Annotated in this window: 24 protein-coding genes and 1 tRNA gene; 4 read left to right on the top strand and 21 right to left on the bottom strand. The window is 70.3% G+C overall.

Annotation, left to right across the window (positions count from 1 at the left end):
- Positions 1 to 37: 37 nt before the first annotated feature.
- Positions 38 to 802, top strand: coding sequence for a methyltransferase domain-containing protein (locus tag ACO2RJ_RS14505; protein WP_423268705.1), 765 nt, complete (start codon positions 38 to 40; stop codon positions 800 to 802).
- On the opposite strand, the gene metW is transcribed toward ACO2RJ_RS14505, so the two are convergent.
- Positions 789 to 1,442: a methionine biosynthesis protein MetW gene (gene metW, locus ACO2RJ_RS14500; RefSeq protein ID WP_423268704.1), complete on the bottom strand. Its 654-nt coding sequence runs from the start codon at positions 1,440 to 1,442 to the stop codon at positions 789 to 791. The two genes, ACO2RJ_RS14505 and metW, sit on opposite strands and share 14 nt — an antisense overlap.
- A 143-nt stretch (positions 1,443 to 1,585) precedes the next feature.
- Here metW and ACO2RJ_RS14495 point away from each other — a divergent pair, with 143 nt between their 5' ends.
- Positions 1,586 to 2,710 (top strand): calcium:proton antiporter, encoded by a 1,125-nt coding sequence (locus ACO2RJ_RS14495; RefSeq protein WP_423268703.1) that lies wholly within the window; start codon positions 1,586 to 1,588, stop codon positions 2,708 to 2,710.
- Positions 2,711 to 2,714: 4 nt separating this feature from the next.
- Here ACO2RJ_RS14495 and ACO2RJ_RS14490 read toward each other — a convergent pair whose 3' ends face one another.
- The 6 genes from ACO2RJ_RS14490 to dnaK all read right to left on the bottom strand — a co-directional run bounded on the left by ACO2RJ_RS14490 (position 2,715) and on the right by dnaK (position 8,833).
- On the bottom strand, positions 2,715 to 3,326 hold the full coding sequence (locus ACO2RJ_RS14490; RefSeq protein ID WP_423268702.1) for a pyridoxamine 5'-phosphate oxidase family protein: 612 nt from the start codon (positions 3,324 to 3,326) through the stop codon (positions 2,715 to 2,717).
- A 69-nt stretch (positions 3,327 to 3,395) separates the two neighbouring features.
- Entirely contained in the window at positions 3,396 to 4,028 is a 633-nt protein-coding gene (locus tag ACO2RJ_RS14485) for a response regulator transcription factor (RefSeq protein WP_423268701.1), read from the bottom strand.
- 277 nt (positions 4,029 to 4,305) lie between these two features.
- Positions 4,306 to 4,887, bottom strand: a complete 582-nt coding sequence (locus ACO2RJ_RS14480) for an NADPH-dependent FMN reductase (protein WP_423268700.1) — start codon at positions 4,885 to 4,887, stop codon at positions 4,306 to 4,308.
- Between the two features lie 34 nt (positions 4,888 to 4,921).
- Positions 4,922 to 5,545: a class I SAM-dependent methyltransferase gene (locus tag ACO2RJ_RS14475; protein WP_423268699.1), complete on the bottom strand. Its 624-nt coding sequence runs from the start codon at positions 5,543 to 5,545 to the stop codon at positions 4,922 to 4,924.
- A gap of 103 nt (positions 5,546 to 5,648) precedes the next feature.
- Complete coding sequence (gene dnaJ / locus ACO2RJ_RS14470; protein WP_423268698.1) at positions 5,649 to 6,788, bottom strand: molecular chaperone DnaJ; 1,140 nt, start codon at positions 6,786 to 6,788, stop codon at positions 5,649 to 5,651.
- A gap of 125 nt (positions 6,789 to 6,913) precedes the next feature.
- Positions 6,914 to 8,833, bottom strand: coding sequence for a molecular chaperone DnaK (gene dnaK, locus ACO2RJ_RS14465; RefSeq protein WP_423268697.1), 1,920 nt, complete (start codon positions 8,831 to 8,833; stop codon positions 6,914 to 6,916).
- Positions 8,834 to 9,158: 325 nt separating this feature from the next.
- Here dnaK and ACO2RJ_RS14460 point away from each other — a divergent pair, with 325 nt between their 5' ends.
- Both ACO2RJ_RS14460 and ACO2RJ_RS14455 read left to right on the top strand, forming a co-directional pair.
- Complete coding sequence (locus ACO2RJ_RS14460) at positions 9,159 to 9,758, top strand: alpha-ketoglutarate-dependent dioxygenase AlkB (RefSeq protein WP_423268696.1); 600 nt, start codon at positions 9,159 to 9,161, stop codon at positions 9,756 to 9,758.
- A 133-nt stretch (positions 9,759 to 9,891) separates the two neighbouring features.
- Entirely contained in the window at positions 9,892 to 11,211 is a 1,320-nt protein-coding gene (locus ACO2RJ_RS14455) for a hypothetical protein (protein ID WP_423268695.1), read from the top strand.
- Between the two features lie 69 nt (positions 11,212 to 11,280).
- Here the strand turns inward: ACO2RJ_RS14455 and ACO2RJ_RS14450 are convergent, their stop codons facing one another.
- From ACO2RJ_RS14450 to ACO2RJ_RS14385, 14 genes are all read right to left on the bottom strand, one after another.
- The gene (locus tag ACO2RJ_RS14450; RefSeq protein ID WP_423268694.1) at positions 11,281 to 13,149 is read right to left on the bottom strand and encodes a heavy metal translocating P-type ATPase; all 1,869 of its coding nucleotides are present in this window, start codon (positions 13,147 to 13,149) and stop codon (positions 11,281 to 11,283) included.
- A 519-nt stretch (positions 13,150 to 13,668) separates the two neighbouring features.
- Positions 13,669 to 13,887, bottom strand: coding sequence for a hypothetical protein (locus ACO2RJ_RS14445; RefSeq protein ID WP_423268693.1), 219 nt, complete (start codon positions 13,885 to 13,887; stop codon positions 13,669 to 13,671).
- Between the two features lie 119 nt (positions 13,888 to 14,006).
- Positions 14,007 to 14,156, bottom strand: coding sequence for a hypothetical protein (locus ACO2RJ_RS14440; protein ID WP_423268692.1), 150 nt, complete (start codon positions 14,154 to 14,156; stop codon positions 14,007 to 14,009).
- Positions 14,157 to 14,257: 101 nt separating this feature from the next.
- A tRNA-Phe gene (locus tag ACO2RJ_RS14435) sits at positions 14,258 to 14,333 on the bottom strand.
- Positions 14,334 to 14,451: 118 nt separating this feature from the next.
- Positions 14,452 to 15,675, bottom strand: a complete 1,224-nt coding sequence (locus ACO2RJ_RS14430; protein ID WP_423268991.1) for an SLC13 family permease — start codon at positions 15,673 to 15,675, stop codon at positions 14,452 to 14,454.
- 25 nt (positions 15,676 to 15,700) lie between these two features.
- A complete protein-coding gene (yacG, locus tag ACO2RJ_RS14425) occupies positions 15,701 to 15,913 on the bottom strand; it encodes a DNA gyrase inhibitor YacG (RefSeq protein ID WP_423268691.1) in 213 nt (70 codons plus the stop codon).
- Positions 15,914 to 15,917: 4 nt separating this feature from the next.
- Positions 15,918 to 16,544 carry a Maf family nucleotide pyrophosphatase gene (locus ACO2RJ_RS14420; protein WP_423268690.1) on the bottom strand — a complete coding sequence of 209 codons (627 nt, stop codon included), beginning with the start codon at positions 16,542 to 16,544 and terminating at the stop codon, positions 15,918 to 15,920.
- A gap of 56 nt (positions 16,545 to 16,600) precedes the next feature.
- Positions 16,601 to 16,819, bottom strand: a complete 219-nt coding sequence (gene infA, locus ACO2RJ_RS14415; RefSeq protein ID WP_128777136.1) for a translation initiation factor IF-1 — start codon at positions 16,817 to 16,819, stop codon at positions 16,601 to 16,603.
- A 170-nt stretch (positions 16,820 to 16,989) separates the two neighbouring features.
- Positions 16,990 to 17,406: a low molecular weight phosphatase family protein gene (locus ACO2RJ_RS14410; protein ID WP_423268990.1), complete on the bottom strand. Its 417-nt coding sequence runs from the start codon at positions 17,404 to 17,406 to the stop codon at positions 16,990 to 16,992.
- A 58-nt stretch (positions 17,407 to 17,464) separates the two neighbouring features.
- Positions 17,465 to 17,959, bottom strand: a complete 495-nt coding sequence (locus ACO2RJ_RS14405) for a UPF0262 family protein (RefSeq protein ID WP_423268689.1) — start codon at positions 17,957 to 17,959, stop codon at positions 17,465 to 17,467.
- Positions 17,960 to 17,974: 15 nt separating this feature from the next.
- The gene (hisD, locus tag ACO2RJ_RS14400) at positions 17,975 to 19,273 is read right to left on the bottom strand and encodes a histidinol dehydrogenase (protein ID WP_423268688.1); all 1,299 of its coding nucleotides are present in this window, start codon (positions 19,271 to 19,273) and stop codon (positions 17,975 to 17,977) included.
- Positions 19,274 to 19,277: 4 nt separating this feature from the next.
- Positions 19,278 to 19,730, bottom strand: a complete 453-nt coding sequence (locus ACO2RJ_RS14395; RefSeq protein WP_423268687.1) for a DUF2948 family protein — start codon at positions 19,728 to 19,730, stop codon at positions 19,278 to 19,280.
- 251 nt (positions 19,731 to 19,981) lie between these two features.
- Positions 19,982 to 21,274, bottom strand: coding sequence for a UDP-N-acetylglucosamine 1-carboxyvinyltransferase (gene murA / locus ACO2RJ_RS14390; protein ID WP_423268686.1), 1,293 nt, complete (start codon positions 21,272 to 21,274; stop codon positions 19,982 to 19,984).
- 116 nt (positions 21,275 to 21,390) lie between these two features.
- Entirely contained in the window at positions 21,391 to 21,567 is a 177-nt protein-coding gene (locus ACO2RJ_RS14385) for a hypothetical protein (RefSeq protein ID WP_423268685.1), read from the bottom strand.
- Between the last annotated feature and the right edge of the window lie 126 nt (positions 21,568 to 21,693).

Here is a 21,693-nt window from a genome sequence, read left to right as displayed (position 1 = left end):
GGTCGAACGTTAGGCCGGGTGCGGGTACAAGCGGTCCATGGCCCTCGACGTCATCGACATCCGCGCCTTCTACGACCGCCCGCTGGGGGAGCTGGCGCGGCGCATCCTGCGCGGCAAGCTTCGGGCGCGCTGGCCGGACGTGCGCGGCCAGCGCGTTCTGGGGATCGGCTTCGCCACCCCCTTCATCGGCGCCTTCCGCGACGACGCCGAGCGCATTTTGTCGTTCGCGCCGGCCCAGCAGGGGGTCGTCGGCTGGCCCGCCGACCGGCGGAACGCGGCGGCGCTCGTCGACGACGGCATGTGGCCCCTGCCGGACGGCGCCGTCGACCGCGTGGTCGCCGTCCACGCGCTCGAATCGAGCGGCGACGCGGCGGAGCTGCTGCGCGAAGCCTGGCGGTGCCTGAGCCCGGCCGGCCGGCTGCTCGCGATCGTGCCCAACCGGCGCGGCGCCTGGGCGCGGATGGACACGACCCCGTTCGGCAACGGCCGGCCCTACAGCCGGTCGCAGCTGACCGACCTGCTGCGCGACGCGCAGTTCTCGGCCGAGGCCTGGGACGAGGCCCTCTTCATGCCGCCGGCGGACAAGAGGCTCATCCTGCGCTCGGCCTTCGCCTTCGAACGGCTTGGCGCGCGCCTATGGCCGCCCTTCGCCGGCGTCCACATCGTCGAGGCCAAGAAGCAGGAGGCGCGTTCGATCCCGGCGCGCCCGGCGCGGCGGGTGGCGACCGCCCCCGCGTTGCGGCCGGCCGCCGTCGGCGTGCCCGCGCCGGCGCCTCGTGAGGCGCCCCTCAGTCCCGGCTGAGCAGGAAGACGCCCTGGGCGCCGAACAGGTTCCAGAACCACCAGGGCGCGTTCACGCGCACCGGCCGGCCCGTGGCGTCGAGCGCGACGGCGCGCTCCATGCGGGCGCCCAGCAGAGCGACCAGATCCACGAAGTCCCCGATCGTGCACAGATGGATGTTCGGCGTCTCGTACCAGGCCTCCGGCAGATTGGCGTTTTGCGGCATGCGGCCCTCGGTCAGAAACTGCACGCGCGTGCGCCAGTGCCCGAAATTGGGGAACGACACCACGGCCCGCCGGCCGATCCTGAGCAGGTCCTCGACGACGGCCTTCGGTCGCCGCGTCGCCTGCAGCGTCTGGGACAGCACGACGTAGTCGAAGGCGTCGTCGGGATAGTGCTGGAGGTCGGTGTCGGCGTCGCCCTGCACCACCGACAGCCCGTGCGCGACGCAGGCGTTGACGCCCGACTGCGAGAGTTCGATGCCGCGCCCGTCGACGCCGCGCCGCGAGATCAGCAGCCGCAGCAGCGCGCCGTCGCCGCAGCCGACGTCGAGCACCCGCGATCCCGGCTGCACCATCTGGGCGACGAGAAGATGGTCCGGCCGCGGGGCGGCCGCGAGCGTCTCGGCGGGGAGAGGGGAGGCGGCGTCGACGACGGTCATGGCTTCATCACAGGAAATGACATGCGGCGGTCGGCTGGACGCTCGGCGGCCACCGTCCTAAACCCCGTCCGATACGGCATCTCGCCTTATCCCGCAAAGCGTCGACGAGTAGGGTCCGCCCGCCCGCGCGACGAGGAGACTTCATGCCCGCCGCGCACGCCTCCGCCGAGCCGAAGCCGCCCGTCGCCAGCTGGGCTTTCCCGGTCGCGGGCGTCGCCTTCTTCGGCGTCGTCACGGCGCTCGGCCTCGGCAAGGCCTTTTCGGGATCCGCGGTCGACCTCGCCGTCGCCGCGGCGCTCATGCCGATCCTGTTCGGGGCAGTGTTCGCCGCAGTCTATCACGCCGAGGTCATCGCCCATCGCACCGGAGAGCCTTACGGCACTCTGGTCCTGACCATGGCCGTGACCGTGATGGAGGTCGCGCTGATCGCCTCCGCGCTGGTGGGAGAGGGCTCCAATCCGGCGCTCGCCCGCGACACGATCTTCGCAGTGGTGATGATCGTCGTGAACGGGCTGGTGGGCGTCTGCATCCTGTTCGGGGGTCTGAGGCACAAGGAGCAGAACTTCCGGGTGACAGGCGCGAACGCCTATCTCGCGGTGCTGATCCCGCTCGCCACCCTCTCGCTGGTGCTGCCGAATTACACGCTGGCCGCTCCCGGCGGCGCCTATTCGCCGAGCCAGCTCGCCTATGTGGCCGTCGCGACGCTCGCGATCTATGCCGCGTTCCTCTACACGCAGACCGTCCGCAACCGCGAATATTTCGCGCTGGTCATCCGCGACGACGAAACCGCCGACAAGGCGCATGTGCCGGGCAACCGCGCGACGTTCGTCTCGCTCGCCCTGCTGATCGTGGCGCTCGCCGCCGTCATTCTGCTGTCGAAGACCTTCACGGCGGCCGTCGAGTTCGGGCTCAGCCGCGCCGGCGCGCCAAACGCGGTCGCTGGCGTCGTCGTGGCGCTGCTGATCCTGCTGCCGGAGTTCACGGCGGCGATCCGCGCCGCGCGCGCCGACAAGATCCAGAAGTCGATCAACCTCGCGCTCGGCTCCGCCGCGGCGACGATCGGCCTGACCATCCCGGCGGTCGCGGCGATCTCGCTCGTCACGGGCGCCAGGCTCGAGCTCGGGCTCGACGCCAAGAACACCGTGATGCTGCTCGTCACCGTCGTCGTCGCCCTGCTGACCTTCGGCACGGGACGGACCAACATCCTCTATGGCCTGATCCATCTCGTGCTGTTCGCGACCTACGGATTCCTGCTGTTCGCGCCGTGACGGCTCACCACAGCGTCTTCGCCGCGCGCTCGGGCCAGGCGCGGTCGTAGGCCTCGTCGTCGAGGCGGGCGCCGCTCAGCGCCGCGAGGATGCGGCCGGGGCTCGGCAGGCTTTCGGGCGCGACATGCCGCGCGGCGTCCCACAGATGCGAGCGCAGGACGGCGCGGGCGCACTGGAAGTAGACCGCCTCGACCGTGATCACGATCGCGCTGCGCGGGGCCTTGCCCTGGACCGCGAAGGAGGCGAGCAGCTCAGCGTCGACCGAGATGGCGGCACGGCCGTTCACCCTCAGCGTCGTGCCGACGCCCGGGACGAGGAACAGCAGCGCGACCCGGGGATCGCGCACGATGTTGCGCAGCGAATCGATGCGCTCGTTGCCCTTCCGGTCGGGCATGACGAGCGTCCTGCCGTCGACCGCGCGCACGAAACCCGGCTCGTCGCCCCGCGGCGAGCAGTCGAGCCCCTCGGGTCCGGCGGTCGCGAGCGTCGCGAAGGGCGAGGCCGCGATGATCGCGCGGTACTCCGGCGTGAGCTCGGCGACCTCCTTGAGGATCGAGGCTTCGCCCGGCGCCCCGTAGAGCGCCTCGAGCTGCGCGAGCGTGGTGACGAAGGACATCGGCGGGCCTCCCGAACGCGGGGAGGCTGTCCTAGGGCGCCTGGACCCGGAGCGCCATGGTCTCGCGCGTCACTCTTCGTCGTAGGACAGGACGATCCGCACGAGGTCGGCTGCGTTCTTGGCGCCGAGCTTTTCCATGATGCGCGCCCGGTGCACCTCGATGGTGCGCGGGCTGATGCCCAGCTGGCGCCCGGCCTCCTTGTTCGATTGTCCCCCCGCGATCAGCGTGAGGACTTCCTTCTCGCGACAGGTCAGCGTGTCGGCGCCGACGATCGTCACGTCCTGCGCCGCATGCCGCGCTCTGGCTTCCGTGCGCGCGTCGGCCGCCGAGAGGGCCTCGCGGACGCGGCGCACGATCGTTTCGGGGTCGAAGGGTTTCTCGATGAAGTCGAGCGCGCCGTGCTTGATGGCGTCGACCGCCATCGGAATGTCGGCCGAGCCGGAGATCATGATGACGGGCGACGAGGCGCCGCGAGCGTTGAGCTCCTTCAGCACCTCCAGGCCCGACTTGCCCGGCATCAGCACGTCGAGCAGGACGCAAGCGGGCGGCGTCGACGGAGGTTGCGCCAAGAAGGCGCCGCCGTCCTCGTAGCTTTCGACAAGAAAACCGTCTGCGTCGAACACGGCCGACAGCAGTTCACGGATCGTCTCGTCGTCATCGACGACGCAGACCATGCCACCCCGGCCATGCGACTCGGGCATCCGCGTCCCCTACGCGTTTGACGCCAACGACATGAAGAAAGCCCGTTGCGAGCAAGCTTGTGCGCGATACTAAAAGCCTGCGCAAGCGTTTAATTACTCAAGCGTTAATTTACGCTCAGTGCATAATGCAAATGCACTAAGGTGGCAGAGTCGAGCGCCGGGCGACGACTAAAGTTCATTTGAGCGTTTATCTCGGCGCCAACCCGACAGTCGTGACGACGCCGTGCGGTCCCGAACCGGGCCAGTCGATCGCGGTGCGGTCGATCGCGGCCGCCCGTCACGCGAGGCGTTCGGCGTGGTCCGCCAGGCGGGCCACGACCGCCTCTAGAAAGCCCGCCGCCCGCGGATTGACGAGCGCGCCGTCGGCGCTGAACGCCTCCGGCGCGTTTCCGACCGCGACCATCTCGGGCAGCACGAGGGCGCCGAGGCCGAGCTCCATCATGGCGCGCAGCTGGGTCAGCCCGCGCAGGCCGCCGAGCGCGCCGTTCGACGCCGCGCCCAGGGCGAAGACCTTGGTCTTGAAGGCGGGCAGGGGAGGAAGCCCCGCGACGTTGACGCGGGACATCCAGTCGAAGGCGTTTTTAAGCAACGGGGAGAAGCTCGCATTGTATTCGGGGCTCGCCACGAAGGCTCCGCGATGCTCGAGGAACAGGTCGACCAATGCGCGCGCCGGCGCGGGAATCCCCTCGCGCGCCTGCAGATCGGCGTCATAGAGGGGGAGCGGGTAATCCCGGAGCGAGATGTGGCTGACGTCGGCTCCCGCGTCGGAGAGCGCCCGCGCGGCGGCGGCGGCGAGCTTTTCGTTGATGGAGCCGACCCGGATCGACCCCGCGAGCACCACGATCTTCGGCGAGGGCATGGCGTATCCGTGGGGGAGCGGGGCTGCGCTTGGGTCAGGCCTGCCGGCGGTAGATCCAGACCCGCGCCGGCGGCAGGTTGAGCCAGACGCGGGGGCTGCCGGCCACGGTCACCGGCGCGATCGCCTCGCGCGGGATCGGCGGCACGAGCCCGTAGGTGAACTGGATGAACGGCGCGCCGGGTCGGGACATCTCGAAGCAGTCATTGAGGAGGCGCGCGCGCTGGCGCACGGGCTTGGTCAGCAGCGGCAGACTCGAGACCGTCGCCGTCAGCGGCTGGTCGAGGCGGCCGGCCAGCGTGTCGCGGACGGCGTAGGCGTCGCCGCGCACCACCGTGACGCCGGGAAACCGGCGTTGAAGCAGCGGCACGAATTCCGGATTGAACTCGATCAACACGAGCCGCTCCGGCGCGACGCCGCGCTCGATCAGCGCTTCCGTGACCGGTCCCGTGCCCGGGCCGATCTCAAGCACGAGCCCCGGCACGTCGGGATCGACATAGCGCGCCATCATGCGCGCGAGCGCCTTGCCGGACGGGCTGACGGCGCCGGTCACCAGCGGCTTGTCGAACCAGGATTTGAGGAATCGCGCCTCGTCGGCGAAATCCAGCCCCTTCCCGCGCGCATCGTTGCGGCGCGGTGACCGTCTGGCGGGCTCGAGCATGCGTGTCAACGCTCCGAAGGCGACGCGGTCACGGAAATGAGATAGGGCGCCGTTCGGACGATAGCATGACCGGTCGTGACGAAAAACGACAGTCGCCCCGAAGTCACGCTCCGCCGAAGAACTCACGCACGCGGCTGAAGAATCCGGTCGATTCCGGGTGATTGGCGTCGGACGCCTCCGCGGCGAACTCCTCCAGCAGCTCGCGCTGGCGAGGCGTCAGGCGCTGCGGAATCTCGACGGTGGCTTGGATGTACATGTCGCCGAACTCCTTCGAACGGAGCACCGGCATGCCCTTCCCCTTCAGGCGGAACTGCATGCCCGACTGGGTGCCTTCGGGGATCTTCACCCGGGTGCGGCCGCCGTCGATGGTCGGCGCTTCGAAGGAGCCGCCGAGGGCCGCCGTCGTCATCGCGATCGGCACGCGGCAGTAGAGATCGGCGCCGTCGCGCTGGAACAGATCGTGGCCCGAGATCGACAGGAAGATGTAAAGATCGCCCGACGGACCGCCGCGCAGGCCGGCTTCGCCCTCGCCGGACAGCCGGATGCGGGTGCCGTCCTCGACGCCGGCGGGGATCGCGACCTCGAGCGTGCGTTCGCGGTCGACGCGGCCGGCGCCCGAACAGGCGGAGCAGGGATCGTCGACGACCTCGCCGCGCCCGTGGCAGGTCGGGCAGGTCCGCTCCATCAGGAAGAAGCCCTGGCTCGACCGCACCTTGCCGGCGCCGCCGCAGGTGCCGCATTGGCGCGGACGCGATCCGGGCTTCGCGCCGGTGCCGGAGCACGCGTCGCAGGAGATGCTCGTCGGGATCCGGACCTGCGCGGTCTTGCCGGCGTAGGCGTCCTCGAGCGTGATCTCCATGTTGTAGCGGAGATCGGCGCCGCGTTCGCGCCCGCCGGCGCTTCGGCCCCTGCCGCGGCCAGCCCCCATCATCTCGCCGAAGATGTCTTCGAAGATGTCGGAGAAGCCGCCCGCCGCGAAGCCCCCGGGGCCGCCGCGCTGACCGCCCACGCCGCCGTTCTCGAACGCGGCGTGGCCGAAGCGGTCGTAGGCGGCGCGTCTCTGCGGGTCCTTCAGGACGTCATAGGCCGCGTTGAGCTCCTTGAACTGCGCCTCGGCCTCGTGATCGCCCGGATTGCGGTCGGGGTGCCAGCGCATCGCGGCCTTGCGATAGGCGGCCTTGAGCTCTCCGTCGCTCGCAGTGCGCTCGACCTCGAGCGTCTCGTAGAAGCAGCGTTTTGACATCGGTCTCGTGTCGCTTGTGGCGCGGCTGGGCCGCCGACGCGGGGCTGATCGAACGGCCCCCGACCACCTTCAGCGCGCCGGAGGCGCGGAAGGGGCGAGGGCCGCTCGCGCGTGACGTCGGAGCGTCAGGCGGACTTCTTCTTCTCGTCCACTTCTTCGAAGTCGGCGTCGACCACGTCGTCCTTCGGCTCGCCGCCGGCCGAGGAGCCGCTCGGACCCGCGTCGCCGTCGCCGCCGGCGCCGCCCTGCTGGTACATGGCCTCGCCGAGCTTCATCGAGACCTGGACGAGCGCGTTGGTTTTCTCCTTGATGACCTCGACGTCGTCGCCCTCGAGCGCGGTCTTCAGTTCAGCGATCCCGCTCTCGATCGCGGCCTTGTCGCCGGCCGGGGCCTTGTCGCCGAGCTCCGCCAGCGTCTTCTCGCTGGAGTGGATCAGCGCCTCGGCCGAGTTGCGGGCGTCGACGAGCGCGCGGCGCTTCTTGTCCTCCGCGGCGTTCGCCTCGGCGTCCTTCACCATCTTCTCGATGTCGGCGTCGCTGAGGCCGCCCGAAGCCTGGATGCGGATCTGCTGCTCCTTGCCGGTCGCCTTGTCCTTGGCCTGGACGTTGACGATGCCGTTGGCGTCGATGTCGAAGGTCACCTCGATCTGCGGCACGCCGCGGGGCGCGGCGGGAATGCCGACGAGGTCGAACTGGCCGAGCATCTTGTTGTCGGCCGCCATCTCGCGCTCGCCCTGGAACACGCGGATCGTCACGGCGGACTGCGAGTCTTCGGCGGTCGAGAAGGTCTGGCTCTTCTTCGTCGGGATCGTGGTGTTGCGGTCGATCAGGCGCGTGAACACGCCGCCCAGCGTCTCGATGCCGAGCGACAGCGGGGTCACGTCGAGCAGCAGCACGTCCTTGACGTCGCCCTGCAGCACGCCGGCCTGGATCGCGGCGCCGATGGCGACGACCTCGTCCGGGTTGACGCCCTTGTGGGGCTCCTTGCCGAAGAACTGCTTCACGGTCTCATGGACCTTCGGCATGCGCGTCATGCCGCCGACGAGCACGACCTCGTCGATCTGACCGGCGGTGACGCCGGCGTCCTTGAGCGCCGCCTTGAGCGGTCCGACCGTGCGCTGGACGAGGTCGTCGACCAGGCTCTCGAACTTCGCGCGGGTGAGCTTGAGCGCGAGATGCTTCGGACCGGAGGCGTCGGCCGTGATGTAGGGCAGGTTGATGTCGGTCTGGGTGGCCGAGGACAGCTCGATCTTGGCCTTCTCCGCCGCCTCCTTGAGGCGCTGAAGAGCGAGCTTGTCGTTCCGGAGGTCGATGCCCTGCTCGCGCTTGAACTCGTCGGCGAGATAGCCGACCAGGCGCATGTCGAAGTCTTCGCCGCCGAGGAAGGTGTCGCCATTGGTCGACTTCACCTCGAACACGCCGTCGCCGATCTCGAGGATCGAGATGTCGAAGGTGCCGCCGCCGAGGTCGTAGACCGCGATCGTGCCGGCGGTCTTCTTGTCGAGGCCGTAGGCGAGGGCGGCCGCGGTCGGCTCGTTGATGATGCGCAGCACCTCAAGGCCGGCGATCCGGCCGGCGTCCTTGGTCGCCTGGCGCTGCGAGTCGTTGAAGTACGCCGGCACCGTGATGACCGCCTGGTCGACCTTCTGGCCGAGATGGGCCTCGGCGGTCTCCTTCATCTTCTGCAGCGTGAAGGCCGAAATCTGCGACGGCGAATAGGCCTTGCCGTCGGCTTCGACCCAGGCGTCGCCATTGTCGCCCTTTACGATCTTGTAGGGGACGAGCTTCTTGTCCTTCTCGACCGTCGGGTCGTCGAAGCGGCGGCCGATCAGGCGCTTCACGGCGAAGAAGGTCTTGTCGGGGTTGGTCACCGCCTGGCGCTTGGCCGGCTGGCCGACAAGCCGCTCGCCGCCGTCCGCGAAGGCGACGATCGACGGCGTCGTGCGCGCGCCTTCCGCGTTCTCGATCACCCTGGCGGTCGAGCCGTCCATGACGGCGACGCAGGAATTGGTGGTTCCGAGATCGATCCCGATGACCTTGCCCATGACTCTCACTTCCTCATCTCTTTAAGCAGACCGGGTCGGCCCCGAAGCGGCCTTGCGCCCGCTCCCGACGGGAGCGACGCAACCCTTCGGTCCCTTGAAATCTCCGCGGTTTCCGCGGGTCGGCGGGTATATAAGGATGGCGATTTGAGGTCGCAAGGCGAACGATGACGCGGCCGTGAGGCGCGTGGGGGTCCGCGAGCGCGCGGCGGTCGCCCCGGCCTCGCAGCTCGAGCCGCGCCGGTTCTCGGTCGACAACGGCGCTCCTGGTCTGCGACGGTGCGGGAATACGCTCCCATGCGCCCCACCGCGCCCGCCTCAGCCGCCGATGAAGCTCGCTCCCGGATACCTCTCGCCCGAAGATCAGGCGGCGCTCGTCGACGCCCTCCGGGCGGCGCTCGCCGACGCGCCGCTCTTCACGCCGACCATGCCGCGCACGGGCAAGCCCTTCTCGGTCCGCATGAGCAATCTCGGGCCGCTTGGCTGGGTGTCGGACGCCGCAGGCGGCTACCGCTATCAGCCGACCCATCCCGTCACCGGCCGGCCCTGGCCGCCCTTGCCGGAGATCCTGCTGAAGGCGTGGAACGAGGTCGGAGGCTATGCGCTCCCGCCGGAGGCCTGCCTCGTCAACTGGTACGGCGCGGGCGCGCGGATGGGGCTGCATCAGGACCGCGACGAGGCCGATCTCGGCGCGCCGGTGGTCTCGCTCTCGCTGGGCGACACAGCGCTGTTCCGGATCGGGGGCGCCCGGCGCTCCGATCCGACGCGCTCGTTCCGTCTGGCCTCGGGCGACGCCATGGCGCTTCTCGGCGACAGCCGGCTCGCCTTCCACGGGGTCGACCGCGTGATGGCGGGAACCTCGACCCTGCTTCCGGGCGGCGGCCGCATCAACCTCACCCTGCGCCGCGTCTCGCCGCCGGTGGGCTGATCGGCGTCTCATAAATTCGTCGATCCTCACCCGAAGGGGTGACGTCGCGAGTGGCGAGCGGTCGTAAACAGGCGGAGGATGCAGTCCGGCCGCCCGACGCGGGCCGCCGAACGCCGATCGTGGGGACGCACAGATGATTCATCTCTTCCGTCACGCCGGCGACGGCGTCGTTCTGTCCCGGACCGGCCGCGCCGCGGCGTCGGCCGGGCTCGCCGCGCTTGCGCTCGCGGGCCTCGCCGCGCCCGCCGGCGCGGTCACCCGGACGACGACGACGATCAACGGCTTCGTCGTCGACCGCGTGGTCTGGACCGACTCCGCCGGCCTCAAGCGATCGGTCTCCCTGAAAAAGCAGGGCTCGGGCAACGCCGGCAATGGCGGCTACGCGATCCAGATGACCTATCAGATCAAGACCAAGGCGGGGCCGATCAAGCCGGTGCGCCTGAACGCGCAGAACGGCGAGGGCTTCGGCTATTTCGTCAGCCACGAGCGTGAGCGCGCCTTCACCAACCTGCCGAAGCCCAATCTGCCGCCGACCATCGCCTGGCAGATCTTCAACACCGACGATTCGCCGCTCGGCCGCGGCTTCCCCGTGACGACGACCTACGTCCCGGGGCCCGGCAAGCTCTCCGTCAATTTCACGCTCAACTACCGGCGCGCCGGCACGATCGCCGCCACGACGGTCGACCCTAACACCGGGCTCGACAGTCCGAAGCTCGACCCGAATCCGGCGCTCTACAAGCTCTATGACGTGCCGGTCACCATCACCTGGCGCTTCCAGGACGGCCGGGATTTCCCGCGCATCATCAACGAAATGAACCTCGTCAACATCCCCGGCCCCGACCGCATCAGCGTCGATCTGCGGGCGCCTTACGGCAAGCTCGACTTCGACAGCGGCGACAATCCGATCAACCGCGTGCAGTGGGCCGACCGCTACGAGTTCCGCACGCTGAGCGCGCCGGCGGGCATCACCCGCAACACGCCTTGGGTCTGGAGCATCCGAAACACCAAGTCGCGTTACGTCGCGCTGACGGCGGGCAAGTACGAGATGGGGCTGATCGAGCCCTTCACCTTCCGGACGACGCGCACGACCGACGGCTATTCCGAAGGCCGCAGCAAGACGTCCGCGACCTACAATGGCGGCAATGGCTGCCCCTTCCAGAACCAGAAGCTGCCCTGCGACTACGAATGGGCCTACCAGTCCGCCCAGTACGAGTTGCCCTACGACAATCCGAACGGCGTGACGACGTCGGAAAAGCTCGCTTGGGGCTCGACGCCGTTCTACGGCACCAGCCTGCCCTCGTCCTATGACGGCACCACCGCCGCGCCGCTGAAGGGCTTCCCGGCCGACAAGAAGATCCGCTACGCCGTGTGCGTGGCCGTGGGCCTGGCGACCAGCGGAGGCTTCGTACGCGGCAAGGCCGTCGGCGGCGGCGACTATAACTGCGCCGACTGAAGACGACGTCAGGGGCCGCCATTGCGGCGGTCCCCTGGACCGGCGAATCCGGCGATCGACCCTCGGAGTCTATTCCTTGAGCGCCCGCAGGGCGTTCAGAATGACGGCGACGTCGATCGCCTCCTGCAGGAGCGCGCCCTGCACGGGCGGCAGGAAGCCGAACGCGGCGGCGAGCATGCCGAGCGCCGAGAGCCCTATGCCCGCATAGACGCTCTGGAGCGCGATGCGGCGCGAGCGCCGGGCGATGTCCAGACCGTCCGCGAGCCCGTTCAGACTGTCGCGCAGCAAAATGATGTCCGACGCCTGCGCCGACGCCGCGGCGCCTTTCGCGCCCATGGCGACGCCGACATCGGCCTCGACCAGCGCCGGCGCGTCATTGACGCCGTCTCCCACCATCATGACCGCGGCGCGCGCCTTTTCGCGGCGGACCAGCGCGATCTTGTCCTGCGGCGTGAGATCCGCGGCGATGGCGTCCAGACCGAGGTCGCGCGTGACGGACAAAGCGACGTCGCGTCTGTCGCCGGTCGCCAGGACGATGCGGCTCACGCCCGATCGGCGAAGCCGGTCGAGCGTCGCCTGCACGTCGTCGCGCAGGGCGTCGCGCATGAGAATGAGGCCGGCGAGCCGGCCGTCGACCGCGACGGCGACCGCGAGCGCGCCGGGCGGCACGGCCGCGGCGAGCGCCGACCTGTCGGTCTCGCGCAGCGCCTTCGCGACGAACGCCTGGCCGCCGACCCGAACCCTTCGCGCTCCGACCAGGCCTTCGACCCCCTCGCCGGCCGTTTCCGTGACCTCGTCAGGAAGCTCCAGGACGACGCCACGCTCGCAGGCCCCGCGGACGACCGCGCGCGCGACGACGTGTTGCGAGGCCTGATCGACCGAGGCTGCGAGGCGGAGGACCTCGGTCTCAGACCAGCCGTGCGCGGGCGCCACCGTGGAGAGCGCCGCTTCGCCATGGGTCAACGTCCCGGTCTTGTCGACCACGAGGGTCCGGATCCGGCCGAGCGCTTCGAGGGCCGCCCCGCCCTTTACCAGAACGCCGACCTTGGCGGCCCGCGACATGCCGGCGACGATCGCGACGGGAACCGCGAGGATGAGCGGGCACGGCGTCGCGACCACGAGAACGGCCACGGCGCGGACGGGGTCGCCGGAGATCCACCACGCGACCCCCGCCAGCCCGAGCGTCGCCGCCATGAAGCCGAGGGCGTAGCGGTCGGCCAGTCGCGTCATCGGCGCCTGGGACGTCATCGCCTCTTCGACCAGGCGGATGATGGCGGCGTAAGCGCTTCGCGCCGCGGTCTCGCGGGCGACGAGGTCGAACGCCTGGCCGACATTGGTCGAGCCGCTCATCACGGCGTCGCCGTCCCGCTTCGTGACCGGGAGCGACTCGCCGGTCAGCGCGGCCTCGTCGAGGACGGCGGCGGACCCCGTGACGACCCCGTCGACCGGAATCACGTCGCCGAGCCGCACCATCAGCCGATCGCCGACGGCGACCTCCGCGACCGGTACGGTCGAGAGCGTCGCGCCGTGATAGCGGGCCGCGGTTTTCGGGGCGCGGTCGAGGAGCGCGCTCATCTCGCGGCTCGCGCGACCCTCGGCGAAGGCCTCCAGCGCCTGACCGCCCGCATACATCAGCGCGACGATCGCCGCCGCCAGGACCTCGCCGATCGACAGCGCCGCCGCCATGGCGAGCGCTGCGATAAGGTCCAGTCCGACGTCGCCGCGACGGAGGCTCGAGACGATCTTCCAGCACAGAACCGCGAGAACGGGGGCGGCGCCGAGCGCCCACGCGATTTTCGCCAGATCCGGCCGATCGAGGAGAGCGGCCGCGCCGCCGCAGGCAAGGCCCGCGATCGCGCTCGCGATCGGAACCGTGGCCGACGCTCGCCAGAAGCCGCGAAGAGGAAGCTTCGCCTGGTTTGGCTGCGCTGCGGGCACGATGCGGGCTCCTGACCCTTGGTCGACGCTTTCGTTCAGCGTTCGGATCGACGCCGCGCAGCCACGCGGCGACGGTCGTGACCCGGCTGGCCGACGGACCTCAAGGCGCCGATCTCGGAGAACGGCAGGGGCCCCGGACCGGCGCCCGGAGGCGACGACGCCGGCAGCATAGCCGAGGACGCAGCAGGCCGCGCGAAGGTTGGACAGGCCGGTGCGGAACGGCCGCTCGATGCCCAACGCGCGCCGAGGCCCGGGGGCGCGCTCAAGCCGCCCCGTCGCGCTGCTCAGCGGATGCGCAACGGGGCGGCCGGGGGAACAGCCGCGCCGCCCCTCTCGCTCGCGCGGAGCGCCCAAGCGGCTGCCATTCCCAAAAGCGCAAACGTGGCTGGAGCCCGAACGTTCGGTCGCGACCGGGCGGCCGAATGGGCGACGGACGGTTCGCTCCGTGTCGCCGGACGGTCGCGCAACCATGCAGCGGAAACCGGGGCCGGCTTTGCGCTGGCCGTCGGGGCCTACGACCTAGTCGTCGGGGCGACTCGCTTCGCCGGGCTCGGAATGCTCGTGCTCCTGCTTTTCCATGAGCGAAAGGGCGGCCAAAGCACTGACGAGCGGTGCGACGGCGCCGCCGAATTCGTACGGATCGAACGTGCCGATGCTGTGATGCTGATATTCCTGGCGCATCAGATCGACGATGGAGCGTCGCGCCTTTTCGATCTCGGCGTGATCGGGGTTCGTCATGTTGAGCTCCTGCTCCGTGCGCGCTTGCGCGGGCGAGGATCGACCTCGAAGCGCGAGCTAGCACATCGTTTCAGGGCTCGTTGGCGTTCCGCGTCCTTCTCGTCGCGGGGGCGAGCGGTTCAGCTCTTGTCTTTCGGCTGCGCCGCCGCGTCGCGCTTCAGCCGGGCGTCTCTTAGCCGAGCGGTCTTGGCGTCTTCCTTGACCTTGTCGCGGTCGACGATCTCGCGGAAGGCCGCCTGCGTACGCTCCGCTCGGTCGCGGGGCGTCAACTTCGGCTCTTTGATCGGATCGTCTTCTGACATCGCGGCGCCCATGCCCGGCGGGCCACATCGGCCCTAACACGCTGAAAAGAAAGGCTTTCAAATGAAGATGGTGCCCGGGGGCGGATTCGAACCACCGACACGCGGATTTTCAGTCCGCTGCTCTACCAACTGAGCTACCCGGGCCCGCGGACGCCGTCTCGCGGCCCCCGAGGTCTGCGCTCGCCAAGCTGTATGCCTGCGACGAGCGCGCCGCCTTATAGGGGCGCCCAAAGGCGGTGTCCAGCGGCGACGGGCGCCGTGGTCAGACGAGCAGCAGCCCGAGCGCGAGCGTGGCGACGGTCAGCGGCGCGCCGACCTTCAGGTAAGGCCAGAAGCCGACCTCGACGCCGAGCGCCCGCGCGCGTTCGGCCACGATCAGATTGGCGACCGAGCCGACCAAAGTGAGGTTGCCCGCGAGCGTCGAGGCCATCGCGACGATCAGCCAGGCGCGCGTCGGGTCGGCGAGGCGCGCGACGATCGGTTCGAGCGCGAGCACCGCCGGCACGTTGCTAACGAGATTGGACAACGCCGCCGTCACGAGCGTGAGCGGCAGGGGCCCATCGAGAGGAAGGAGCGCGATCCGGTCGAGCGCGTCGGGGGTGAGGGCGAGCTTCTTGAGCGCCGCCGTCACCACGAACAGCCCGGCGAACATCACGAGCAGCGGCCAGTCGATCTCCCGCCAGACCCGCGCGGGCTTGATGCGCCGCGTCAGCAGCAGAGCCGCGCCGGCGGCGATCGCGGCCGTCGCGATCTGGAAGCCGAGGAAGAAGGCGGCGATCATCGCGAGCGTGACGGCGAGCGACTTGGCGACCAGAGCCGCATGCAGGGCGGGCGCGGAAGGGTCGGCGGCGAACCCGTCGAACCGTGCGCCGTCGAAGAACTCGCGGCGGAAGGCGAGCGCGACGGCGACGATCACCAGCACGAGCCCTCCGGCGGCTGCCGGCGCCAGCGCCGCCGCGAAGCTGGCGTAGGGGATGCCGGAGAGCGAGCCGATGATCATGTTCTGGGGGTTGCCGGTGATGGTCGCGACGCTGCCGACATTGGACGCTGTCGCGACGGCGATGGCGTAAGGAACCGGGTCGCGCCTCAGCCGCAGCGTCAGACCGACGACGAAGGGCGTCAGCACCAGGCAGATCGTGTCGTTGACGAGGACGGCCGACAGAACCCCGCTGGCGACGACGACGGCCGCGAGCAGCGTCAGCGGCCGCCGGACATGGGCCGCGATCAGCGCGCCGATCAGCTCGAAGACGCCGGCGAGCCGCAAATTGGCCGCGACGATCATCATGCCCGTGAGCAGCACGATCGTGTCGACGTCGACGGCGGCGAGCGCCTCCTCGCGCGTCAGCACGCCGAGGGCGACCATGAAGGCCGCGCCCGCCAGCGCCGCGCCGGCGCGGTCGACGCGCAGCAGCGGCGCCCGGCCGAAGGCCATCACCCAATAGACCGCGACGAAGATCGCAAGAGCTGCGAGGCTTGTGAAGGACATCGCCACGCAGCGCTCCGGGGACGGCTCAGTCGTCCGCGTCGTCGCGCCGCGGCGGGGAGGGAGCTTCGTCGTCCGGCCCTTCGGGCGTGGGGACGGCGTAGACGCCGCCGAACCAGCGCGACAGGTCGACGTCGGCGCAGCGCTTCGAGCAGAAGGGCTGGAAGGCCGGAACCGACATCTTGCTGCAGATCGGGCAGGGCCGCGGCGGCCGGACGGGGCGGACGGCGTCCTCGCTCATCCCGTCAGACCTTCGAATGCCAGTCGCGGTGCACGGGGTAGCCTTCGCCGGTCAGCAGGTTCGCGGTCTCGTAGAGCGGCAGGCCGACCACGGCCCCGTAGGAGCCCGAAAGCTTCGCGACGAAACAGCCGGCGAGGCCCTGGATCGCATAGGCGCCGGCCTTGCCGCGCCATTCGCCGGCGGCGAGATAGCCGTCGATCTCCGACTCCGACAGACGCTTGAACCGCACCCGGGTCTCGACCAGCCGGCTCCGCAGCGAGCCTTTGCGCGTGATCAGCCCGATCGCGGTCGAGACGCGGTGGGCGCGGCCGGAGAGCAGGCGCAGGCAGTCGGCGGCCTCGTCGGCGGTCTCGGCCTTCGGCAGGATGCGCCGGCCGACGGAGACGACGGTGTCGGCCGCGAGGATCAGCGCCCCCTCAAGCGCCGGGTCCTGATCCGCGAGGCGCTTGCCGGCCGCGGCCTTCGACTCGGCGAGCCGCAGCGCGAGCGTGCGCGGCCGCTCGTTGCGTTCGGGCGTTTCGTCGAGCGAGGCCGGCAGCAGCGCGTCGGGCGCGACGCCGATCTGCTCCAGCAGCGCCAGCCGTCGCGGGCTCGCCGAGGCCAGAACGAGCTTTGGGCGGTCCTTCGTCATGCTTCAGCGTCGCCGGGCGGAGATCGGGCGCGCCGCGCTCGGCGAGGCGGCGCAGCTCACTTGAAGCGGTAGGTGATGCGGCCCTTGGTCAGGTCGTAGGGCGTCATCTCGACCAGGATCTTGTCGCCGGCGAGCACGCGGATGCGGTTCTTCCGCATGCGGCCCGCGGTGTGGGCGATGATCTCATGGTCGTTTTCGAGCTTCACCCGGAAGGTGGCGTTCGGCAGAAGCTCGATCACGGTGCCCGGAAATTCGAGCAGTTCTTCTTTCGACATGGGGTCTCGATGGTGCGCGACGGCGACATGGCCCGCAAAAGTCAGGCGCGCCGTCGTCAGTCTTGATCAAGGAACGGGCGTGATACCGGAAAGCCAAGCGTCGCACAACTCGCAGGCTGCGACGGCGGGCTCGCGCGGGGACGATCTGCGGCTGCGGCGGGACCGCGCCATCACACGCGCGCCTTTCCGGCGTAGCGAAACCGGTCGCGGATGCGGGTGTCGAGGGTGTCGCGCATGGCGCGGTAGGCTTCGAGCGTCTGCTCGCGGGATCCGCCGGCCGCGAGGGTGGGGTCCATGGTCGGCCAGTATTCGACGTCCACGGGGTATCGGTCGGTCAGGTCGAGGGCCGCGTGGTGGGCCTCCGGCGCCAGCGTGACGATCAGATCGAAATTGAGGTCCTCGAGGTCCTCCAGCGTGTGCGGACGATGCTTGCCGACGCCGAGCCCGATCTCGTCGAGCACGGCGGCGACGAAGGGGTCGTTCTCGCCCGGCCTGACGCCGGCGGAGGCGACGTAGAGCGATCGGCCGAAATAGTGCCGCGCGAGCTGCTCGGCGACCACCGAACGAATGACGTTCTGTCCGCACATGAACAGCACGGACTGCGGCCGTTTCTCAACCGGACCTTCGCCGTCCGCCACGGAGACGTCAGCCCTTCCAGCTCAAGGCCGCGATCAACGTGAACAGCCGGCGCGCGGTGTCGTGGTCGACGACGATCTTGCCCTTCAGCCGCTCCGCCAGCACCTGCGCGCCCTCGTCGTGGAGGCCGCGCCGGCCCATGTCGATCGCCTCGATCTGCGACGGGCTCGAGGTCTTGATCGCGGCGAAGTAGCTCTCGCAGACCATGAAGTAGTCCTTCAGGATCTTCAGGAACGGGCTGAGCGACAGCATGTGCGTCACCACCTCGTCGCCGTCCTCACCGCTCACCTTGAGCACGAGCTTGCGGTCGATCAGCGAGATGTGCAGCGCGAAGGGGCCGCCGGCCCCGGCTTCGGGCGCGAAGGAGTTCTCCTCGACAAGGTCGTAGATCGCGACCTGGCGCTCATGTTCGACCTCAGGAGACGCCCGCCCGATCGACGTCTCGTCGATCGTGACCGCGAAGAGCCGCCGGCCGTCTCGTCCCGCATCCGGTCCGTCGGCCATGGCGCGCTCTCCCCGTCAGCCGCGGGCGTTCATGCGGATCGCGACCGAGCGGGCGTGGGCGTGCAGCCCCTCCGCCTCGCCGAGGGCGATCGCCGCGGGACCGATCGCCCGCAGCTGGTCCGGCCCGCAGCGCAGGATCGAGGTGCGCTTGACGAAGTCGAGCACGCCGAGGCCGGACGCGAAGCGCGCGGTGCGCGCCGTCGGCAGCACGTGATTCGAACCGCCGACATAGTCGCCGATGGCCTCGGGCGTATGCGCCCCGAGGAAGATCGCGCCGGCGTGGCGGATCGCCGTCGACAGCGCGTCGCCGTCCTCGGCGACGATCTCCAGATGCTCCGGCGCCAGCCGGTCCGCGAGCGGCACGGCGTCGCGCAGGATCGGCACCACGATGATCGCGCCGAAGTCGCGCCAGCTCGCGCCCGCGATCTCCTTGCGCGGCAGGGTCGAAAGCTGCCACTCGACGGCGGCCGCCACGGCGTCCGCGAGCTCCTCGTCGTCGGTGATCAGGATCGACTGGGCGGAGGCGTCGTGCTCGGCCTGCGCCAGCAGGTCGGCGGCGATCCAGTCCGGATTGCCGGTCGCGTCCGCGATCACCAGCACTTCGGAGGGACCGGCTATCATGTCGATGCCGACGGTTCCGAACACCCGCCGTTTGGCCGCCGCGACATAGGCGTTGCCGGGACCGACAATCTTCGCCACGGGCCGGATCGTCTTCGTGCCGTAGGCGAGCGCCGCGACCGCCTGGGCGCCGCCGACGCGGAACACCTCGTCGACGCCGGCAAGCTCGGCCGCGGCGAGCACCAGCGGGGACAGCGCCCCGTCCGGCGACGGCACGACCATCGCGAGCCGCGCGACTCCGGCGACCTTGGCCGGGACGGCGTTCATCAGCACCGAGGAGGGATAGGCGGCCGTGCCGCCGGGAACATAGAGCCCGACCGAGTCGATCGGCGTCCAGCGATGGCCGAGCTCGACGCCGATCTCGTCGACATAGAGCTCATCCTGCGGCGTCTGGCGGCGGTGATGGCTCTCGATCCGGTCGCGCGCCAGCGTCAGCGCCGCCAGCGTCTCGGGATCGCAGGCCGCCCGCGCCGCCGCGATCTCCTCCGGCGTCACCTGTATGCCGAGCGCGTCGAGGTCGACGCGATCGAAGCGTCGGGAATAGTCGACGACGGCGGCGTCGCCGCGCGCGCGGACGTCGTCGATGATGGCGGCGACCGTCTGGTCGACGTCCTCGGAGATCTCGCGCTTGGTGAGCAGCAGCGCGTCGAACTGGTCCGCGAAGTCGGGCTCGATCGCGTTCAGGCGCAAAACCACGGCGTCAGGCTCCTTCGGCGTCGTGCGACGGCGTCGCCTTGGCGGACCAGACGGGCCCGAGATCGGCGACCCGGGCTTCGACGCATTCGACCTCCAGGCGGAGGCTGGCGCCGCCCGAAAACCGCAGCTCGACCGCGCCGGAGGGATCCTCTTCGCCGGCCGGCGTGAACACGATCGCGAGCAGATTGAGGATCGCGTCGGGCGTCGAGCGGTCGACGCCGCGCGCGGCGACGCGCGTCACCCGCTCGAAATGGCCGGCCGTGCGCCGCCGCCGGAGCTCGCCGTCGATCCGCCGGTCGGCCCGGTTGCCCACGAAGGCGAAGCGCTTCTCGCCCGGCAGAAACACGAGGTCGCCGATGCGGACGACGAAGTCCTGGAGATGCGCCGACAGCACCTCGAGGTCCTCGGCGTCGAGGGCGATCAGCTTGAGCGGCGCGTCGGGCGAGGGGTCGGACATCGGGGATCGTTTCGGTGAGGGCGTCGGCTGAGAGGTAGCGGTCGGCGCGGGCCGCCGCAATCCGCCGTCTCGCCCGGCGTGATCATGGAGGCGTGGAGAGGCTGGATCCGCCTTCCCCTCGTCATGGTCCGGCCTGACCGGACCACCCACGTCGAAGGTCGGGCGCGACGCCCGGGATGGGTCCTCCGGTCGAGCCGGAGGATGACGACGCGGTTCGTGAGCGCGCGCCGGCCGCGCCGTCGCTCGCCGCGTCAGCCCGTCAGCCGCTCGATCGTCGCGCCGCACTGCGACAGCTTGGCCTCGAGCCGCTCGAAGCCGCGGTCGAGGTGATAGACGCGGTTGACGATGGTCTCGCCTTCCGCAGCCAGTCCCGCGATCACGAGCGAGACGGACGCGCGCAGGTCGGTCGCCATGACCGGCGCGCCGGTCAGCTTGTCCACGCCTTCGATCGTCGCGACGTCGCCCTCGAGATGGATCTTCGCGCCGAGGCGGACCAGCTCCTGCACGTGCATGAAGCGGTTCTCGAAGATGGTTTCGGTGATCGAGGACGAGCCGCCGGCCCGCGCAGCGAGCGCCATGAGCTGCGCCTGCAAATCGGTCGGGAAGCCGGGATAGGGGGCGGTGACGACGTTCATGGGCGCGAGGCCGTGGCCGTTGCGCGCGACGCGCACGCCCTCATTGGTCGTCTCCACCTCGACGCCGGCCTCGACCAGCACGTCGAAGGCCGCGTCGAGCAGGTCGCGCCGGGCGCCCTCCAGCAGCACCTCGCCGCCCGTCATGGCGACGGCGATGGCGTAGGTGCCGGTCTCGATCCGGTCCGGCAGCACGCTGTGCCGCGCGCCGTGCAGGCGCGCCACGCCCTGGACCCGGATCGTCGAGGTTCCCGCGCCTTCGATCTTCGCGCCCATCTTGGTGAGGCAGTCGGCGAGGTCGACGATCTCGGGCTCGCGGGCGGCGTTCTCGATGACGGTCTCGCCCTCGGCGAGGGTCGCCGCCATCAGGATCACATGGGTCGCGCCGACGGACGCCTTCGGGAAGGAGACGCGCGCGCCCTTCAGGCCGCCGGCCGGCGCCTGGGCGATGACGTAGCCGGCCTCGATTTCGATCGTGGCGCCGAGCGCCTTCAGGCCGTCGAGGAAGAAGTCGACCGGCCTTGTGCCGATCGCGCAGCCGCCGGGCAGAGACACCTTGGCTTCGCCCATGCGCGCGAGCAGCGGCCCGATCACCCAGAAGCTTGCTCGCATGCGCGAGACGAGATCGTAGGGCGCGAGCGTGTCGACGATCTCGCCGGCCGTGAGCTTGACCGTCTCGCCGGCGAAGGCGTCCTGCTCGGCCCGCTTGCCGGCGACCGCGACGTCGACGCCGTGATTGCCGAGGATGCGCTTCAGGAGCGTGACGTCGGCGAGCCGCGGCACGTTGTCGAGCGTCAGCGTCTCGGCGGTCAGCAGGCTCGCGATCATCAGCGGGAGGGCGGCGTTCTTCGCGCCGGAGATCGGGATGCGGCCATTGAGCCTGGCCCCGCCGACGATGCGGATGCGGTCCATGGGACCTCCTCGATATGCCCGTCCGTGACGACCGGGAAGGGACGCGCGGAGCGGCCGGCGCGAAGCGCGCGGTCTAGCGCAAGCGCAGTCGGCGCACAATCGTCGACCGCTCCAGGCTACCCCGCCTCGCCGTCGGGCGCCTCCGGCCGGGCCGGCCTGCCCGGCGCCTTGCGCTTGCGCAGATTGGCGCGGAGCGCCGCCGCGAGGCGCTCGCGCCGCTCCGCCTCGCGCGCGGCGGCGTCCGCGCCGCGGCCGGGTGCTTTGGGGGTAGGCGGCGAATCGCCGATCGACATGGCGTGATCCTAGACCGGCGGGGCGTCGCCCGAAACGCCGGCGGCGGGAAGAGTCCGAACTCCTTGCGCGATCGCCATTCCGCTCCGACCCGCGGGGGTCTATCGTCCTTCCGGCCACGCGTCTCG

This window comes from Hansschlegelia sp. KR7-227 (assembly GCF_049446035.1).
Classification (GTDB): domain Bacteria; phylum Pseudomonadota; class Alphaproteobacteria; order Rhizobiales; family Methylopilaceae; genus Methylopila.
Note: the sequence above shows the minus strand (reverse complement) of the source record. Positions and strands in the feature narration are given on the sequence as shown.

Coding starts and splice junctions, on each gene's coding strand:
- ACO2RJ_RS14505 (WP_423268705.1), top strand. CDS start 38: ATGGCCCTCGACGTCATCGACATCCGCGCCTTCTACGACCGCCCGCTG.
- metW (WP_423268704.1), bottom strand. CDS start 1,442: ATGACCGTCGTCGACGCCGCCTCCCCTCTCCCCGCCGAGACGCTCGCG.
- ACO2RJ_RS14495 (WP_423268703.1), top strand. CDS start 1,586: ATGCCCGCCGCGCACGCCTCCGCCGAGCCGAAGCCGCCCGTCGCCAGC.
- ACO2RJ_RS14490 (WP_423268702.1), bottom strand. CDS start 3,326: ATGTCCTTCGTCACCACGCTCGCGCAGCTCGAGGCGCTCTACGGGGCG.
- ACO2RJ_RS14485 (WP_423268701.1), bottom strand. CDS start 4,028: ATGCCCGAGTCGCATGGCCGGGGTGGCATGGTCTGCGTCGTCGATGAC.
- ACO2RJ_RS14480 (WP_423268700.1), bottom strand. CDS start 4,887: ATGCCCTCGCCGAAGATCGTGGTGCTCGCGGGGTCGATCCGGGTCGGC.
- ACO2RJ_RS14475 (WP_423268699.1), bottom strand. CDS start 5,545: ATGCTCGAGCCCGCCAGACGGTCACCGCGCCGCAACGATGCGCGCGGG.
- dnaJ (WP_423268698.1), bottom strand. CDS start 6,788: ATGTCAAAACGCTGCTTCTACGAGACGCTCGAGGTCGAGCGCACTGCG.
- dnaK (WP_423268697.1), bottom strand. CDS start 8,833: ATGGGCAAGGTCATCGGGATCGATCTCGGAACCACCAATTCCTGCGTC.
- ACO2RJ_RS14460 (WP_423268696.1), top strand. CDS start 9,159: ATGAAGCTCGCTCCCGGATACCTCTCGCCCGAAGATCAGGCGGCGCTC.
- ACO2RJ_RS14455 (WP_423268695.1), top strand. CDS start 9,892: ATGATTCATCTCTTCCGTCACGCCGGCGACGGCGTCGTTCTGTCCCGG.
- ACO2RJ_RS14445 (WP_423268693.1), bottom strand. CDS start 13,887: ATGACGAACCCCGATCACGCCGAGATCGAAAAGGCGCGACGCTCCATC.
- ACO2RJ_RS14430 (WP_423268991.1), bottom strand. CDS start 15,675: ATGTCCTTCACAAGCCTCGCAGCTCTTGCGATCTTCGTCGCGGTCTAT.
- yacG (WP_423268691.1), bottom strand. CDS start 15,913: ATGAGCGAGGACGCCGTCCGCCCCGTCCGGCCGCCGCGGCCCTGCCCG.
- ACO2RJ_RS14420 (WP_423268690.1), bottom strand. CDS start 16,544: ATGACGAAGGACCGCCCAAAGCTCGTTCTGGCCTCGGCGAGCCCGCGA.
- infA (WP_128777136.1), bottom strand. CDS start 16,819: ATGTCGAAAGAAGAACTGCTCGAATTTCCGGGCACCGTGATCGAGCTT.
- ACO2RJ_RS14410 (WP_423268990.1), bottom strand. CDS start 17,406: ATGTGCGGACAGAACGTCATTCGTTCGGTGGTCGCCGAGCAGCTCGCG.
- ACO2RJ_RS14405 (WP_423268689.1), bottom strand. CDS start 17,959: ATGGCCGACGGACCGGATGCGGGACGAGACGGCCGGCGGCTCTTCGCG.
- ACO2RJ_RS14395 (WP_423268687.1), bottom strand. CDS start 19,730: ATGTCCGACCCCTCGCCCGACGCGCCGCTCAAGCTGATCGCCCTCGAC.
- murA (WP_423268686.1), bottom strand. CDS start 21,274: ATGGACCGCATCCGCATCGTCGGCGGGGCCAGGCTCAATGGCCGCATC.
- ACO2RJ_RS14385 (WP_423268685.1), bottom strand. CDS start 21,567: ATGTCGATCGGCGATTCGCCGCCTACCCCCAAAGCACCCGGCCGCGGC.